Genomic DNA, 14769 nt, shown 5'->3' with positions numbered 1-14769 from the left:
CTGCTTAATTCTGGAGTTTTGCTGTGAGAGACATCCTCGTTACCATCCTGGTATTCGGCTCGCTGCCCTTGATCTACAAAAAACCGTGGTGGGGCGCGGTGATGTGGATCTGGATCAGCGTGATGAATCCGCATGCCCAGGGCTGGGGCTTTGCCCGCACGTTTCCGTTTGCCGCCATTATTGCGGTGGTGAGCGTGATCAGCCTGGTGACCTATAAGGGCGACAAGAAGCTGCCGATGACGCCGCCCGTTGTGCTGTTCATCACCTTCCTGCTGTGGATGTCGCTGACTTCGCTGTTTGCCATCCATCTCGACCAGGTCTACGATCAGTGGAACAAGGTCTTGAAAATTTTTGGCATGACGCTGGTGGTACTCATGTTGATCAAGGACCGCGAGCAAATCAACGCCGTCATCTGGTCGATCGTCGTGTCGATCGGCTACTACGGCGTCAAGGGCGGCATTTTCACCATCCGCAGTGGTGGCAGCGACCGCGTATGGGGACCAGCGGGTACCTTCATCGACGGCAACAACGAAGTGGCGCTGGCCTTCGTCATGGTCATTCCGCTGATGATTTATCTGCTCAAATACACGGTCAATCGCTGGGCCCGCTATGCCTTCATGGCTTCGATCGGCCTGTGCGCGCTGGCGGCGCTGGGATCGTACTCGCGCGGCGCCATGCTGGCGATCGCGGCAATGGGCGTTTTCCTCTGGTTGAAAAGCAAGGAAAAGGTCCGACTGGGGCTCGCGCTGGCGCTGCTGGTGCCGCTGCTGATGCTGGCGATGCCGGACCAGTGGTATGACCGCATGAATACCATCGGCGAATACAAGGAAGATGCTTCGGCCATGGGCCGGGTCAACGCCTGGTATATGGCAACCAATCTGGCCGCGGACCGCCTGATGGGTGGTGGCTTCCAGATCTACGACGCCGGTGTCTTCGCCAAGTACGCCCCTGACCCCAGGGACGTACACGCCGCTCACAGCATTTATTTTCAGGTGCTTGGCGAACACGGCTTTATCGGACTGTTCCTGTATCTTGCGCTGGGCGTGGCGACCTGGCGCACCGGCACTTGGCTCATCAGCAAAACCCGGCTCGATCCTGAAATGAAGTGGGCGGCGGATCTGGCGACCATGTGCCAGGTCAGCCTGCTTGGTTTCGCCGTTGGTGGCGCCTTTCTCAGTCTGGCGTATTTCGACGTTCCTTACTATGTGATGGCGGCGTTGGTGGCTGCACGTGTACTAGTGGAAAAGGAATTAAAATTGCGGCTCGCGTCCAAACAGACCGTACAAAAGCCGTCATCACACCCGCTGGAACAAACAAGGAGTGCTTAATTGTCGATGTCCGACTGCCAAACCGCAGCAGATCAGCAACTCGCCGCCAGTGACAGTGCTGTAGCGCGCATCGCTGGCAAAGCCGCCTTGCGCTTGCTGTCCCCGGGCGGGGAACGTGGACTGTCGATCTTCATTTATCATCGCGTGCTGGAAAAAAAGGATCCCTTATTTCCCGACGAAGTCGACCAATTCGATTTCGACCAGGACTTGCGGCGCATAAAAGGCTTGTTCAATGTTCTGCCGCTGCGCGACGCCATCGTTCGCCGCGCCGCCGGCACCTTGCCACCGCGCGCAGCGTGCATTACCTTCGATGATGGTTATGCCGACAATGCGGCCATTGCCATGCCCATCCTGCACCGTTACGGCCTGCATGCGACATTTTTCGTCGCTACCGGCTTCATAGATGGCGGCATCATGTGGAACGACGCGATCATCGAACTGGTGCGACGCCATCAGGGCACCGCCCTTGATCTCGGTGCGCTGGGACTGGACCTGTATCCACTGACCTCGACGGCGGAGCGGCGGGCCGCGATTGCCAAACTAATTGGAAAGCTCAAGTATCTGCCGCTAGAAGCGCGGCAAATTCAGGTCGATCTGATCGTCGAAGCGGCCGGTGCGATCTCACCGCGCGACCTGATGATGACCTCGGCGCAAGTGCGCCAGTTGCACGACGGCGGCATGCACATTGGCGGACACACCATCTATCACCCAATACTGGCGAGTATAGAACTGTCGGCCGCCCGCGCCGAGATCGCCGGCGGCAAGCATGCGCTCGAAGAGATCATCGGTGCCGAAGTGCCGCTGTTTGCTTACCCGAACGGTAAGCCGGGAACGGACTATCGCGCTGAACATGTGCAGTTGGTGCGTGAACTCGGCTTTGAAGGCGCGGTATCGACGGCCTGGGGGGCGGCACCAGCCAGGGCCGACCTGTTTCAGTTACCGCGCTTCAGTCCATGGGACCGCACGGCGCTGCGCTTCGCCGCGCGCATGGCACGCAACCTAACCACCCGCGCCCAACTCGCCTGACGCCAGCACCGTCGTGCCATCGTGCCAGTGCGCGATGGCCGTTCACAGGGCCCGACTGTCCTGCCTTTCTTCGAAGTCCCAAGCACCTATCACCGAGCCCGAATTGGATATCCGCAAATCACTGGTCTTTTCTTACCTGGATCGCTATGCGAGCCTGATCATCAACATCGTCTCATCGATGGTCATCGCGCGCATGCTTACCCCGGCCGACATCGGCGTGTTCTCGGTCACCGTGGTTTTGCTGACCTTCATTGCCAGCATCCGTGATATGGGAGCGGGCAATTACTTGGTGCAGGAAAAAGAAATTACCATCGACCGCGTCCGCGCTGTGTGGGCGGTGCAACTCGGTCTGGGCGTGCTGCTAGCCTTGGTGGTACTGGCGGCGAGCGTACCGGTGGCGCTGTTTTATAAAGAGCCGAGGATGCGCGACATCATGCTGGTGGTGGCGCTGAACTACGCCATCAACCCGTTTGGCTCGCTCACCTACGCTTGGCAGATCCGCGAAATGCGCTTTGACGCACTGGCCATTGTGCGTTTTAGCGCGACCCTGGCAGGCGCCGTGGTATCGATCGTGTGCGCGTGGCGCGGATACGGGCCGATCAGTCTGGCTTACGGCTCGCTAGCCTCGACGACTGTCAATGCGGCGATGGCAGTGCACTACCGCCCGGCGTGGTTCCCTTGGCTGCCGGGGATCAAAGAAATCCGCCGCGTTCTGGCGTTCGGCTCGCAGACGACGGGCGCTGCGGTGATTCAAAACATTGCTGGCAACGCACCCGAATTACTGCTGGCAAAATTGCAGAGCATGACGGCGACCGGCCTGTATTCGCGCGCCAGCGGTTTGATACTGATGTTTGAACGCCTGGTATTGGCGGGCATCGGTGCGGTCGCCGTTTCCTGGTTCGCCAAACAATCGCGCGACCACGGCGATATCGCGCAGCCCTTCATCAAAGCCACCTCGTATATCTGCGCGATTGGTATTGCTTTCTCGCTGGGTACTATCTTCCTTGCCCACTCTGCCATGCGCGTGCTCTACGGTCCCCAGTGGGATGGCGCGATAGAACTGACTCGCTTGCTTGCCGTGGCACTGGCATTCAGTCTGCCGGCATCGATGTGTAACGCTGCGCTGATGGCCACCGGCGGCGCCTCCCGCGTTCTGCGGGGTACTGCAGTTACCACCGTCATCGCCGTCATCCTCGTGACGATCGGCGCCTACGGTGGACTGACACAGATGGGCGTCTGCCTGATTATTTCCAGCGCGTTCAGAACGATTTATTGGCTACAACAAACCCGCGCAGCCCTCGGTTTTGCCTGGTCCGATTTGGGCAGCGCCGTATGGAAAAGTACCTTAGTGGGGATGGGTGCAGGGGTGGCTCCCTTACTGGTTTATTGCATATTTGGCGCACTTCCCGCCAATATATGGTGGCCATTGGTGTTCGGCGTACCAGGCGCATTTATTGGATTTGTTGCGATGTCTACCCTTGTCAAGCACCCCATACAAGAAGAAATCAGCAGCGCCTTGGCGTTAATAAAGCAGATGGTTTTGCGCTTCGTCGCAAAATTTCAATAAGGACGATCTGTTAAGCCCGCTGACCAGCAGTCAATCATAACCATGTAGTGACCGGTACTTAGACTCGCCACCAACTTAGAGCGCCCAACAAAACCTTCAGGACAAGGCGCGACGGCGAAGACCGTACAACGGTACGGCAAGCCGGCGCAACGCGGTCATGGAGGTTTTGTTAAGCGCTCTTAGTCGCGCGTAACCTCACGCTGCTTAAACCACTGCTCCATCATCATCAGCACCCACACCATGGTGCCGTGATAGCCGGCATGCTCCTGCAGGTGCTGGTTAACCAGGGTGTCGATAAACTCACCACGGATGATGCGACGTTTCTTCAGGTCGTGCAGGCTGTCGATGGCCAGTTGCTTGAGCTGTGGCTCGGACGTCAGCCACACGCCAAAGGGCAAGCCAAAGCCATGTTTTTGCTTGTTGATGATGTCTTCGGGCAGGAAATCGCGTAAGGCTTCCTTGAAGAAATAGCGTAGCTTGGTGCCGTTCAATTTTTGCTTGTCGGTGAGCTGGGCCGAGAAGCGCACCATGCTGTCGGTCAAAAACGGAAACGCCACTTCCATGCCGGCCAGTTCGCACGCCTTGACCACTTTGGGCAAGTCGTTGTCGGCCAGGGTCACCTTCAGGTCGAGGGCCAGCATGCGGTTGATCAGGCTGGCCGCTTCCTGGTGGCCATAGGCGGCCGTCAGGCTGGCCAGCGGATCGTTCACATTGGCGCCGGCCAGGAAAGCATCCGTGAAGACCTGGGTCGGTCCGTAGCGGCCCAGCAAATTGTAAGTCTCCAGTCGGGCCGGCATGGGCACCGAGGCCTGCTCGATATAGCTGCGCGCCTTGCGCACCACGTTCAGGTGCTGGCCGCCGGGGAAATGGAACACTGCCGGTTCCAGTAGCGCCTTGCGCAACAGCGCCGGCACCTGCTCGTACAGGGCAAACACATGCTGCTTGGAATAACGCTCGTTCCCCCCAAACAGCTCATCGCCGCCATCGCCACCGAGCATGCGGGTGATGCCATCAGCACGCGCCATGCGCGAACAATAGAATGCCGGCACGGCCGAGGCATTGCCAAACGGTTGATCGAACACGGCGGCAATTTGCGGGATCGCCGTCACCACATCGTCCGGGGTAACGTAGTACTCATGGTGCGCGGTACCAAAATGGCGTTGCGCAATGCGGGCGTAGCCGGTTTCGTCATACCCTTCCGCCGCAAAACCGATCGAGTACGTCCCGGCCGGCTTGCCGCCGACGGCGGTGAGGATGCCGGAAACGGTCGAACTGTCGGTGCCGCCACTGAGAAAGGCGCCGACCTTGGCGTTACCTGCCGTCTCCAGCACGCTACTTTTGAGAACGTCCCGAAACTCTTCCTTGAGTTCGCCAAATGAACGCGTCGGCTGCGGATCAAAGTGCATGCGCCAGTACGTTGTGCGGGTCAGCCGTCCCTTGCTATAGCGAAGCATCTCGCCGGGCAGCAGCCGCTCGTGTCCCTGGTAGACCGAGCGCGGACTGGGGATCATGTGAAAATAGGCGAAATTGTAGAGCGCTTGCGGATCGATATCGGCGCTGGCCAGCCGGTGGCGGATCAAGGCGTCGGCCGAACTGGCAAACAGCAGGGCCTCGCCGACACGCTGAAACGACAGCGGATGCACGCCCATGCGGTCAATTGCCAGCAAGGCTTCGCCATTGTCTTCGTCGATGATGCACAAGGCGAAGCTACCGCCCAGCTTGGCACACACGCTGTCGGCATCGCGCCGGAACGCCGCCGCCAGCGCCTTGCCCAACCCTTCAGCGGCAGCCTGGGCCGCCAGCACGGGGTCGGCGGCGTAGGCGTTGCCCCACAATGCCACTTGCAAGCCATCGATCGTCGCAGTGAGGGTGCTGGCGGCTGCTGCGGCAATCGCCACTGCGCTGCTGCGGCCGCATTCGAGCGCCAGCGGCGCGCCGTCGAAACGCGACAGCGGCTGCGCCATCGAGGTCAGTTGCGCCTGGTTTTCAGCAACACCGGCGCCTTGGCCGATCCAACCACACAAGCCGCTCACAGCGGGCCCCGGCTCGTTTGCCACATCATCATCGTCATGTTTTTTGAGATTGCAGTGTGATTCAACCCGTTCATACCAGCACTTCCAGCGCCATCGGGTGGCTGAGGAAGGCCACCGGGCTGGCCGACAGGCCATAGGCACCCGACTGAAACACCACCACCAGGTCGCCGACGTCGGCATGGGCCAGGTCCATCTTGTCGGCCAGCAGGTCGAGTGGGGTGCACAGGGGGCCGACCACGGAGACGGTTTCGCGCTCGCCGCCGCGCATCTTGTTGCCGATCGCGACAGGATAATTCTTGCGGATCACCTGACCAAAATTGCCGGAATTGGACAAATGGTGGTGCAAGCCACCGTCGGTGACCAGATAAGTCTGGCCGCGCGAATGCTTGCGCTCGATGACACGGCTGACGTAGATGCCGGCTTCCGCCACCAGATAGCGGCCCAGCTCGATGACAATCTGCGTGTGCGGCAATTGCTGCTTGACGGCCGGCAGCAGCGCCTTCAGGTTGGCCCCCACCGCTGCCAAGTCAAGCCGCTCTTCACCGGGAAAATACGGGATGCCAAAGCCGCCGCCGATATTGAGCGTCAAGACGGGACTCGGCGCATGCTGCGCCAGCCGGATCGCCAGCGCGAAGGTTTTTTCGTGCGCTTCGGCAATCGCCTCCACCTTCAGGTTTTGCGAGCCGCTATAGATGTGGAAGCCCTGGAATGCCAGGTCCAGTTCGCCAAGGCGCGCCAGCACGGCCGGCACCTCTTCGGCATCAATGCCGAACTGCTTCGGTCCGCCGCCCATTTTCATTCCCGACGACTTCAGCTCGAAATCGGGATTCACGCGCACCGCCACCTTCGGGCGGATCTGCAGGCGCTGGCCGATGACGGCAATGCGTTCCATTTCCGCAGCCGATTCCATGTTGATGACCACGCCGCCGGCCACCGCGCACGACAGGTCGCGCTCGCTCTTGCCGGGTCCGGCGAAGCTGACCATACCCGGATCCATCGGCGTGTCGAGTGCCACCCGCTGCTCGCCACCGGAGGCAATATCGATGCCATCGACCAGGCCCGCCATGTGCTGGACCACCGCTGGCATGGGATTGGCCTTCATGGCGTAATGCAAATGGATTTCGGCCGGCAAATGTCGGCGCAGCAGCGCCACCCGCTCCGTCAGGCGGGCGCGATCATACGCATAGAAGGGCGTGCTGCCGACCCGTTCAACCAGCCGGGTCAGCGCCATGCCGCCAATCTGCAGGCAATCGTCGACGACCTCGAACTGGGTCAGCGGCGCATGTTGGGGACGCACTGCATTCATGGGGCAACTTCCGTAAAAATGGTCTCAAATTGCAGGCTGAGTAGCTTGCGGTCGATCTTGCCGTTCGGATTACGGGGCAAGCTGTCAGCGGACATGATGATGCGGGCCGGCAGCATGTAAGCGGGCAGGTGCGGTTTGCACAAGGCCAGCAAGGCATCCGCATCGAGGCCGCTGTCCGCTTTGGCGTGGGCGATCACCACGATCGCCTGGCCCAGGGTCGGGTGGGCAACGCCGATCGCGGCGGCCTCGGCCACCTGCTCGCGCGCGTACACCACTTCTTCCACTTCACTGGGGCTGACCCGGTAGCCGGAGGTCTTGATCATTTCATCGTTGCGGCTGATGAAATACAGGAAGCCTTCCTCATCCTTGCGCACGGTGTCGCCCGACCATACCGCCATTTCGGTCAGTGGCAGGCCGCGGTGGTTCGACTGCACCGGCTTGAAGCGCTCGGCCGTCTTGACGGGATCGTTCCAGTAGCCCAGCGATACCAGCGCGCCGCGGTGCACCAGTTCGCCCGCTTCGCCAGCATCACATTCACTGCCGTCAGGGCGCAGCACCACTACTTCGGCGTTCGGGATCGCCTTGCCCATCGAATCGGGCCGACGATCAACTTCTTCGGGCGGCAGATAGGTCGAGCGGAATGCTTCGGTCAAACCATACATGAGGAACGGCCGCGCCCGCGGCAGCGCGCGCCGCAAGGCATCGAGCGTCGGGCGCTGCATGGCGCCACCCGAATTGGTGATGTAGCGGATGGTGCAATCGGCCGGCCAGCTCAGCTGTGCGACCTGTATCCACAACGGTGGCACCGCGGCCAGTCCCGTGATGCGCTCGGCTTCGACCGCCTTGACTATATCGCGCGGCAACAGGTAATTGAGCAGCACCACGGTGGCACCGACGTGGAAGGCGGTGGTGAGCTGGCTCAGGCCATAGTCAAAACTGAGCGGCAGCACCGACAGGATGCGATCGGCTGCCGTATTTTCGAGGTAGCTGGCCACGCTGGTGGCACCGGCGACCATATTCCGGTGCGACAGCACAACCCCTTTCGGCTTGCCAGTGCTGCCGGAGGTATACAGGATGGCAGCGACGTCGGCATCGATGGCGCGGTGCGGCTGCCGCACGACGCCGTCGGCGGCCAAAAAGTCATCCCAGGCCGTCACTGCAATCGATAATGCTGAATTCAAGCTGCTGGCGTTGCCGGTAACGATCACGCGCTGCAGATCGGGACACAGACCCAGCGAAGGCGCCAATTGCCGCAGCCGGTCGGCGGAAGTGACCAGCACTTTGACGTTGCAGTCGGCCAGGATATAGGCCACCTGTTCGGGCTTGAGCAGCGGGTTGACTGGCACAAATACGCCGCCGGCGGCGGCGGCGCCAAACATGGCAGCGACATTCTCGACGCTTTTTTCAAGATAAATGGCAACCCGCTCGCCACGGCCAAGCGAAGCGGCCAATAAGGCCTGGGCGCTACGGTCGACCAGGCTGGCCAGGGCGGCGTAATCGAGACGACGGGCGCCGGCCACCAGGGCTTGCGCCTGGGGCGCACGTCGCGCCGCGTGAAAGATGAATTCGTGGATCAAGTCACTCATGCGCAATATGGGGTCTGGTAAGTGAGAAATGCACGCCGCCTGCCTGCGGCAGGGGTAATATTATTTGAACGGGCGCAACTAATGACGAATCTTAGCATTGCATTATGTCCAACGCTGCACTATTCGGTGGCGATGTGGCGGCCCACCGACGGAACGCTGCGCCGCAATGGGCGCCAGTCGCGCTCCGGTACAAAATTACAATGCAATCAGGCGTGAACGCAATGCAATAATTTGTGCTGTATTGCATGTGTGCCACACGTGGAGAGAACGCAACAGGTTATACTTCCTTCGATGACAAAATTTTATCAGGGGCCTATGGAAACCGAGCTGTCCGAATGCGCTGGCGTGACTGCGGTAGCAGCGGCAGGTTTGCCTGCGGCAAGTGGTGTCAGCGCTGTGCGCAATTATCCGGCTGCCGTGGCGCCGGTGTCGCCGGTGCTGTCGCTGGCAGCGTTTTTCGGCGCCGGCGCGCCCCCCGTACAGTGCGTGCTTGATGCCGGTGAGTCCAAGCTGGTCACGAGCGGCCGCATCGCCATCGCCCTGGCCCTGCGGCAAATGCGGGTGGGCGCCGGCGACGCCGTGCTGGTGCCGTCGTTTCACTGCGCGTCAATGGTCGAGCCGGTGATCTGGTCGGGCGCAACGCCGGTGTTTTATCGCATCAAAAGTGACACCTCGGTCGACCTGGACGATATCGCCAGCAAGCTGACGGCGGCGACCAAGGTTTTGATGGTGACCAATTATTTTGGTTTTCCGCAAAACCTGTCAGCCATCCGGGCGTTTTGCGACAGCCGCGGCTTGCTGATGCTGGAAGACTGCGCCCATTGCTTTCTCGGCGAACACCAGGGCAAGCCTGTCGGTTCCTGGGGCGACTATGCGATTGCCAGCAGCATGAAATTTTTTCCCATGTTCGAAGGTGGCGCGCTGGTGTCGTCGCGTCATCCACTCGACGCCGTCACCTTGGGCAGCGCCGGCAAGGGCTTCGAAGTCAAAGCCGCCCTGAATACGCTCGAGGACAGTTTTGCCTACGGCCGCCTGGGATTGTTAAAGATATTGATGTGGCTGCCACTGGCGGGCAAGGATGTACTGTGGCGCACCATCAAGGCACGCCAACCAGGTTCGACGTCGGCGCTGGCGCCTGGTTCCTCGGAAGGCGGCTTCAGCTTTGACCCCGCATGGCTCGACAAGCGCTCGTCGCGTTTCTCGCGCACGCTGCTCAAGCTGGTGTCGCTGCCGCGCATGGGGGCGCTCAGGCGGCGTAACTACCTGAAGCTGGAACAGGCGCTGCGTGGTATCGCTGGTTGCCAGCCGCTGTTTGCCCAATTGCCTGAGCGTGTTTACCCCTGGGTATTTCCCCTGCTCACCGATGAGCCGGCGCAGGTGTTCGACTATTTGAAATTGCGCGGCGTGCCCATCATTCGCTTTGGCGAATATTTGTGGGACGGCATCGACGCCAAGGTCTGCTTCCACAGTGTCGACCTGTCGTGCCGCGTGATGTCGTTTTCATGCCACCAAGAATTAACAGACCAGGAGCTGGACTGGATGATTCGTTTGATTAAGGAAGCGCTGCAATTGCGCGGCGCACCAACATGATTCGCTGGACAATATTACCCGTCACCGAGTTCGCCGGCCACGCCGCGCAATGGCAGGCACTGAACGATCAGGGCGCCCGTTCGCCCTTGTTGTCACTGGACTTCGTCGAGCCGCTGCTGAGCGAATTTTTGGTGGGTGGCGAGAAGCTGGCCATCGGCAGCGATGAGGGCGTGGTCGTGGCGATGGCGGTAATGACACCGACTCGCGCAGGTGCTTGGGAAACTTTTCAGCCGTCGCAGGCACCGCTGGGCATGTGGGTCAACCGCGCCGGCGTTGCCATCGACGCTGCCCTTGACAGCCTGGTGCGTGCCCTGCCCGGCTTCCCGCTGATGGTCGGCATCACCCAGGCCGACCCGTGGCTGGCGCCCCGTCCCGCACACAGCAGCACGCTGGCAACGATCGACTATATCGAAACGGCGCGCATTCGCCTGGACGGCAGCTTCGATGCGTTCTGGGCGGCGCGCGGAAAAAATCTGCGGGCCAACCTCAAAAAAATGCGGCCGCGCATGCTCAAGGAAGGCATCACGGCGCGTCTTGAAACGTTGCGCCAGCCGCAGCAAATGACCGAGGCGCTGGCCACTTATGGCCGGCTGGAAAGCGCCGGCTGGAAAGCCAGCGGTGGCACGGCGATTGCCGCCGATAACGCCCAGGGCCGCTTCTATGCCGCCATGCTCGAGCGCTTTTGCCGCCGCGACGCCGCCTGCGTCCAGCGTTACTGGTTCAATGACCAGGTGGTCGCCGTCGACCTGTGTATCGAAGGCGAAAATTGCGTGATCATCCTCAAGACCACCTACGACGAAACGGTGCCGGGCTATTTTTCGCCGACCTTCCTGATGCGTGAAGAAACCGTCAAACAACTGTTCGACGAACAGCGCTTTAGTACCCTCGAATTTTATGGCAAGGCCATGGAATGGCACCGCAAATGGTCGAACGATATTCGCACCATGTACCATATCAATAATTACCGCTGGCCGGTTTTGCACAAACTGCACGCGGTAGTCCAACAACGCGCTGCCCGGCAGCACCAGCAGCGTCACCCTGTCCCGGCCACGGCACCTGCGCCCGCGCCACTTACACCGGAATAACCCATGTATCTGCAACAAGTTAAAGCCATCCTGGCGGACGTACTGAGCCTCGGCGCCGCCGCCGACGCCCTCACACCGGAATCGCCCCTGCTGGGCAGCATTCCCGAACTCGACTCAATGGCGGTGGTCAACCTGATCACTGCGCTCGAAGACCAGTTCGGCATCGTCGTCGACGATGACGAAATCAGCGCCGCTACCTTCGAGACGCTGGGCAGCCTGACGGCGTTCGTCGAGCAAAAAACCGCATAAATGGCGCTGTCGACCGCTGCGCCCGCGCCGCAGGCCCTGTTCCTGCAAACGGTGCCGGATCAACGCTTCTGCCTGTTTTACGCGCCCGCTGGCACCCCGCGCGCCGCGCTACTGTACATCGCGCCGTTCGGCGAAGAGATGAACAAGAGCCGGCGCATGGCGGCGCTGCAGGCGCGGGCACTGGCCGCCAGCGGTTTCGGCGTGCTGCTGCTCGATTTGTATGGCTGCGGCGACAGCAGCGGCGACTTTGCCGATGCGCGCTGGAACATCTGGCTCGACGATATCGCCGCGGCGCGCCGCTGGCTGCAGCAACACTGTCCGGCGCCACAAGTGCTGTGGGGCCTGCGCCTGGGCGCGCTGCTGGCACTGGCCCATGCCAGCACCAGCAGCAGCGACAGCGCACCGGCGGCGCTACTGTTGTGGCAGCCCGTGACCAGCGGCGCCACCTTCCTCAACCAGTTTCTCCGCCTGCGGGTGGCCAACGACATGATGTCGAGCGAGCAGCCCAACAGCGGTGGCACCAAGGCCCTGCGCGACACTTTGAAGTCCGGCCAGTTGCTGGAAGTAGCCGGCTACGATCTGGCGCCGGCGCTGGCCGACGCGCTCGAGGCGAACGAAGCGACTGGCCTGGCGTTTCGCCACGGCCCCGTGCACTGGTTTGAAACTGCCGCGACCGCAGGTCGGCCGACCCCACCGGCAGCGCTCAAAGTGAGCGCTGCATGGCAAGCCGGGGCTGTCGCGCTGACCATGCACAGCGTGCTGGCGCCATCGTTCTGGGCCAGCCAGGAGATCGCCGAAGCGCCGGCGCTGCTCGACGCCACCCAATCCGTACTCAACGGGATGTTTCCATGAACTACAGCGAACAGGCCGTGGTATTTGGCTGCCAGGGCGAATCACTGATCGGTATCGCCAGTCTTCCCGCCGAGCCTGCCACGCGCGCCGTGCTGATCGTCGTCGGCGGTCCGCAGTACCGTGCCGGCAGTCATCGCCAGTTCACCCTGCTGGCGCGCAGCCTGGCCGCCGACGGTATTGCCAGCCTGCGCTTCGATTACCGCGGCATGGGCGACAGCGGTGGCGAAGCGCGCAGCTTCGAGTCGGTCAATGAGGACTTGCGCGCCGCCGTCGATTGCCTGTTTTCCAGCGTGCCCGGCGTGCGTGACGTTGTCATCTGGGGCCTGTGTGATGCCGCCTCTGCGGCCCTGTTCTATGCCAGCGCCGATGCCCGCGTGCGCGGCCTGGTACTGCTCAATCCGTGGGTGCGCACCAGCGGTGGCGAAGCGAAAGCCATCCTCAAGCATTATTATCGCGATCGCCTGCTGCAGCCGGCGCTGTGGAAAAAAATTGCCAGCGGCAAATTCGAGCTGGGCGGTGCGTTGCGCTCGCTGGGCAGTGTGCTTGCCAAAGCCGTCGGCGGCGGCGCTGCCACTGGGTCAGATGGGGCCGCTACCGCTGCCGCCGGCACCCTGCCGGAGCGCATGCTCGACGGCCTGTCTGCCTTCCAGGGACAGGTATTGCTCATTCTCAGCGGGCGTGACCTGACGGCGCAGGAATTCACCGATCTGGTTGGCGCATCGCCGGCGTGGCAGCGGGCGCTGGGTGGCAGCACCGTCCGCCGCCAGGATTTTGCCGAAGCCGACCACACTTTCTCGCGCCGTGCCTGGCGTGATCAGGTTGCAACATGGACCAGCCAATGGATCACCTCATGGTAAAACGCGTTTTAATGATTGCCTTTCACTTCCCCCCCCTGCGTGGCAGCAGCGGCATCCAGCGTACGCTCAAGTTTGCCCAGTACCTGCCCCAATTCGGCTGGCAGCCGCTGGTGTTGTCGGCCCATCCGCGCGCATATGCGCAAAGCGGCGATGACCAGTTACGCGACATTCCCGCCGACACGGTCGTCCAGCGCGCCTTCGCCCTCGACACCTCGCGTCACCTCGCTTACAAGGGCCGCTATCCAGGCTGGCTGGCGCTGCCTGACCGCTGGGTCACCTGGCTGCTGGGCGCTGTGCCAGCCGGTCTGGGCATGATCCGTCGCCACCGGCCGCAAGTAATCTGGTCGACCTATCCGATCGCCACGGCCCACCTGATCGGCCTGGCGTTGCACCGGCTGACGGGGATTGCCTGGGTGGCTGACCTGCGCGATCCGATGACCGATGAAGGCTATCCGTCCAACCCGCTGACCCGCCGCGCTTACCTGTGGATCGAGCGGCAAACGGTCTACCACTGCCAGCGCGCAGTGTGCACCACGCCGGGCGCCATCGCCACCTATCACCGGCGTTTCCCGGACATTCCAGCGGAGCGCTTTGTGCTGCTGGAAAACGGCTTCGATGAAGAAAATTTTAGCCAGGCCGAGCAGGCCGTGGCGGCACAGCCGGCAACGCCCCATCAGCGCTTTATGCTGGTGCACAGCGGTGTGATCTACCCCTCCGAACGCGACCCAATTCCCCTGTTCGAGGCGCTGGCGCAATTGAAGGCCGATGGCGTCATCGACGCCGACAATTTCAACATGGTGCTGCGCGCCACCGGTCACGACGCCTATCTGGCCGAGTTGATTGGCCGTTGCGGCATCGGCGACCTGGTCACCCTGGCGCCACACGTGTCCTACCGTGAAGCGCTGGCCGAAATGCTGGGCGCCGGCGGCCTTTTGATATTGCAAGCGTCCAATTGCAACCATCAGGTGCCGGCCAAGCTGTACGAATACCTGCGTGCGCAGCGCCCCATCTTGGCGCTCACCGATCCCATCGGCGATACCGCGACCACGCTGCGCAAGGCCGGCATCGACACCATTGCCCCGCTCGATCAAAAACCTGCCATCATCGAGGCGTTACGGCGTTTTCTGGCGCTGGCGGCGGCCGGGCAGGCGCCACTGGCGTCGGCCCAGCAGGTCGCCGCCAATTCGCGCCAGGCCCGCACTGGTGTGCTGGCAGCACTGCTCGACGTCGTCGCCGGCAGCGCCACACGAGGCGGGCGCCATTAACACGCGCGTCATCCAACTCTAGGAG

Annotated in this window: 12 protein-coding genes; 9 read left to right on the top strand and 3 right to left on the bottom strand. The window is 61.7% G+C overall.

The features are described from left to right. Positions 1 to 23: 23 nt before the first annotated feature. The 3 genes from ACP7BZ_RS19415 to ACP7BZ_RS19405 all read left to right on the top strand — a co-directional run bounded on the left by ACP7BZ_RS19415 (position 24) and on the right by ACP7BZ_RS19405 (position 3921). Positions 24 to 1328 carry a putative O-glycosylation ligase, exosortase A system-associated gene (locus ACP7BZ_RS19415; protein WP_426116193.1) on the top strand — a complete coding sequence of 435 codons (1305 nt, stop codon included), beginning with the start codon at positions 24 to 26 and terminating at the stop codon, positions 1326 to 1328. A gap of 6 nt (positions 1329 to 1334) precedes the next feature. Then, positions 1335 to 2354, top strand: coding sequence for a polysaccharide deacetylase family protein (locus ACP7BZ_RS19410; RefSeq protein WP_426116464.1), 1020 nt, complete (start codon positions 1335 to 1337; stop codon positions 2352 to 2354). A 103-nt stretch (positions 2355 to 2457) separates the two neighbouring features. After that, complete coding sequence (locus tag ACP7BZ_RS19405) at positions 2458 to 3921, top strand: oligosaccharide flippase family protein (protein ID WP_426116191.1); 1464 nt, start codon at positions 2458 to 2460, stop codon at positions 3919 to 3921. A gap of 179 nt (positions 3922 to 4100) precedes the next feature. Here the strand turns inward: ACP7BZ_RS19405 and ACP7BZ_RS19400 are convergent, their stop codons facing one another. The 3 genes from ACP7BZ_RS19400 to ACP7BZ_RS19390 all read right to left on the bottom strand — a co-directional run bounded on the left by ACP7BZ_RS19400 (position 4101) and on the right by ACP7BZ_RS19390 (position 8846). After that, entirely contained in the window at positions 4101 to 5954 is a 1854-nt protein-coding gene (locus ACP7BZ_RS19400) for an asparagine synthetase B family protein (RefSeq protein ID WP_426116189.1), read from the bottom strand. A gap of 70 nt (positions 5955 to 6024) precedes the next feature. Then, positions 6025 to 7260, bottom strand: a complete 1236-nt coding sequence (locus ACP7BZ_RS19395; protein WP_426116187.1) for a pyridoxal-dependent decarboxylase, exosortase A system-associated — start codon at positions 7258 to 7260, stop codon at positions 6025 to 6027. Beyond that, a complete protein-coding gene (locus tag ACP7BZ_RS19390) occupies positions 7257 to 8846 on the bottom strand; it encodes an acyl-CoA ligase (AMP-forming), exosortase A system-associated (RefSeq protein WP_426116185.1) in 1590 nt (529 codons plus the stop codon). The genes ACP7BZ_RS19395 and ACP7BZ_RS19390 overlap by 4 nt, the downstream gene beginning before the upstream one ends. Before the next feature lie 315 nt (positions 8847 to 9161). Between ACP7BZ_RS19390 and ACP7BZ_RS19385 the strand changes: the two genes are divergently transcribed. The 6 genes from ACP7BZ_RS19385 to ACP7BZ_RS19360 are packed head-to-tail and all read left to right on the top strand — an operon-like array spanning position 9162 to position 14744. After that, positions 9162 to 10436, top strand: coding sequence for an aminotransferase class I/II-fold pyridoxal phosphate-dependent enzyme (locus ACP7BZ_RS19385; protein ID WP_426116183.1), 1275 nt, complete (start codon positions 9162 to 9164; stop codon positions 10434 to 10436). After that, positions 10433 to 11521 carry a GNAT family N-acetyltransferase gene (locus tag ACP7BZ_RS19380; protein WP_426116181.1) on the top strand — a complete coding sequence of 363 codons (1089 nt, stop codon included), beginning with the start codon at positions 10433 to 10435 and terminating at the stop codon, positions 11519 to 11521. Before ACP7BZ_RS19385 ends, ACP7BZ_RS19380 begins: the two co-directional genes overlap by 4 nt. A gap of 3 nt (positions 11522 to 11524) precedes the next feature. Then, positions 11525 to 11770 carry an acyl carrier protein gene (locus ACP7BZ_RS19375; protein WP_426116179.1) on the top strand — a complete coding sequence of 82 codons (246 nt, stop codon included), beginning with the start codon at positions 11525 to 11527 and terminating at the stop codon, positions 11768 to 11770. Next, a complete protein-coding gene (locus ACP7BZ_RS19370; RefSeq protein WP_426116177.1) occupies positions 11771 to 12622 on the top strand; it encodes a hydrolase 2, exosortase A system-associated in 852 nt (283 codons plus the stop codon). Continuing rightward, on the top strand, positions 12619 to 13479 hold the full coding sequence (locus ACP7BZ_RS19365) for a hydrolase 1, exosortase A system-associated (protein ID WP_426116175.1): 861 nt from the start codon (positions 12619 to 12621) through the stop codon (positions 13477 to 13479). Before ACP7BZ_RS19370 ends, ACP7BZ_RS19365 begins: the two co-directional genes overlap by 4 nt. Continuing rightward, positions 13473 to 14744, top strand: coding sequence for a glycosyltransferase (locus tag ACP7BZ_RS19360; protein ID WP_426116173.1), 1272 nt, complete (start codon positions 13473 to 13475; stop codon positions 14742 to 14744). Before ACP7BZ_RS19365 ends, ACP7BZ_RS19360 begins: the two co-directional genes overlap by 7 nt. Positions 14745 to 14769 lie beyond the last annotated feature (25 nt).

The organism is Massilia sp. PWRC2, assembly GCF_049896725.1.
In the GTDB taxonomy this organism is placed as follows: Bacteria; Pseudomonadota; Gammaproteobacteria; order Burkholderiales; family Burkholderiaceae_D; genus JAFCUW01.
Note: the sequence above shows the minus strand (reverse complement) of the source record. Positions and strands in the feature narration are given on the sequence as shown.

What these genes read in the sequence shown, in the direction of transcription:
- ACP7BZ_RS19410 (WP_426116464.1), top strand. Translation starts at nt 1,335, where the DNA reads ATGTCCGACTGCCAAACCGCAGCAGATCAGCAACTCGCCGCCAGTGAC.
- ACP7BZ_RS19395 (WP_426116187.1), bottom strand. Translation starts at nt 7,260, where the DNA reads ATGAATGCAGTGCGTCCCCAACATGCGCCGCTGACCCAGTTCGAGGTC.
- ACP7BZ_RS19390 (WP_426116185.1), bottom strand. Translation starts at nt 8,846, where the DNA reads ATGAGTGACTTGATCCACGAATTCATCTTTCACGCGGCGCGACGTGCG.
- ACP7BZ_RS19385 (WP_426116183.1), top strand. Translation starts at nt 9,162, where the DNA reads ATGGAAACCGAGCTGTCCGAATGCGCTGGCGTGACTGCGGTAGCAGCG.
- ACP7BZ_RS19380 (WP_426116181.1), top strand. Translation starts at nt 10,433, where the DNA reads ATGATTCGCTGGACAATATTACCCGTCACCGAGTTCGCCGGCCACGCC.
- ACP7BZ_RS19375 (WP_426116179.1), top strand. Translation starts at nt 11,525, where the DNA reads ATGTATCTGCAACAAGTTAAAGCCATCCTGGCGGACGTACTGAGCCTC.
- ACP7BZ_RS19370 (WP_426116177.1), top strand. Translation starts at nt 11,771, where the DNA reads ATGGCGCTGTCGACCGCTGCGCCCGCGCCGCAGGCCCTGTTCCTGCAA.
- ACP7BZ_RS19365 (WP_426116175.1), top strand. Translation starts at nt 12,619, where the DNA reads ATGAACTACAGCGAACAGGCCGTGGTATTTGGCTGCCAGGGCGAATCA.
- ACP7BZ_RS19360 (WP_426116173.1), top strand. Translation starts at nt 13,473, where the DNA reads ATGGTAAAACGCGTTTTAATGATTGCCTTTCACTTCCCCCCCCTGCGT.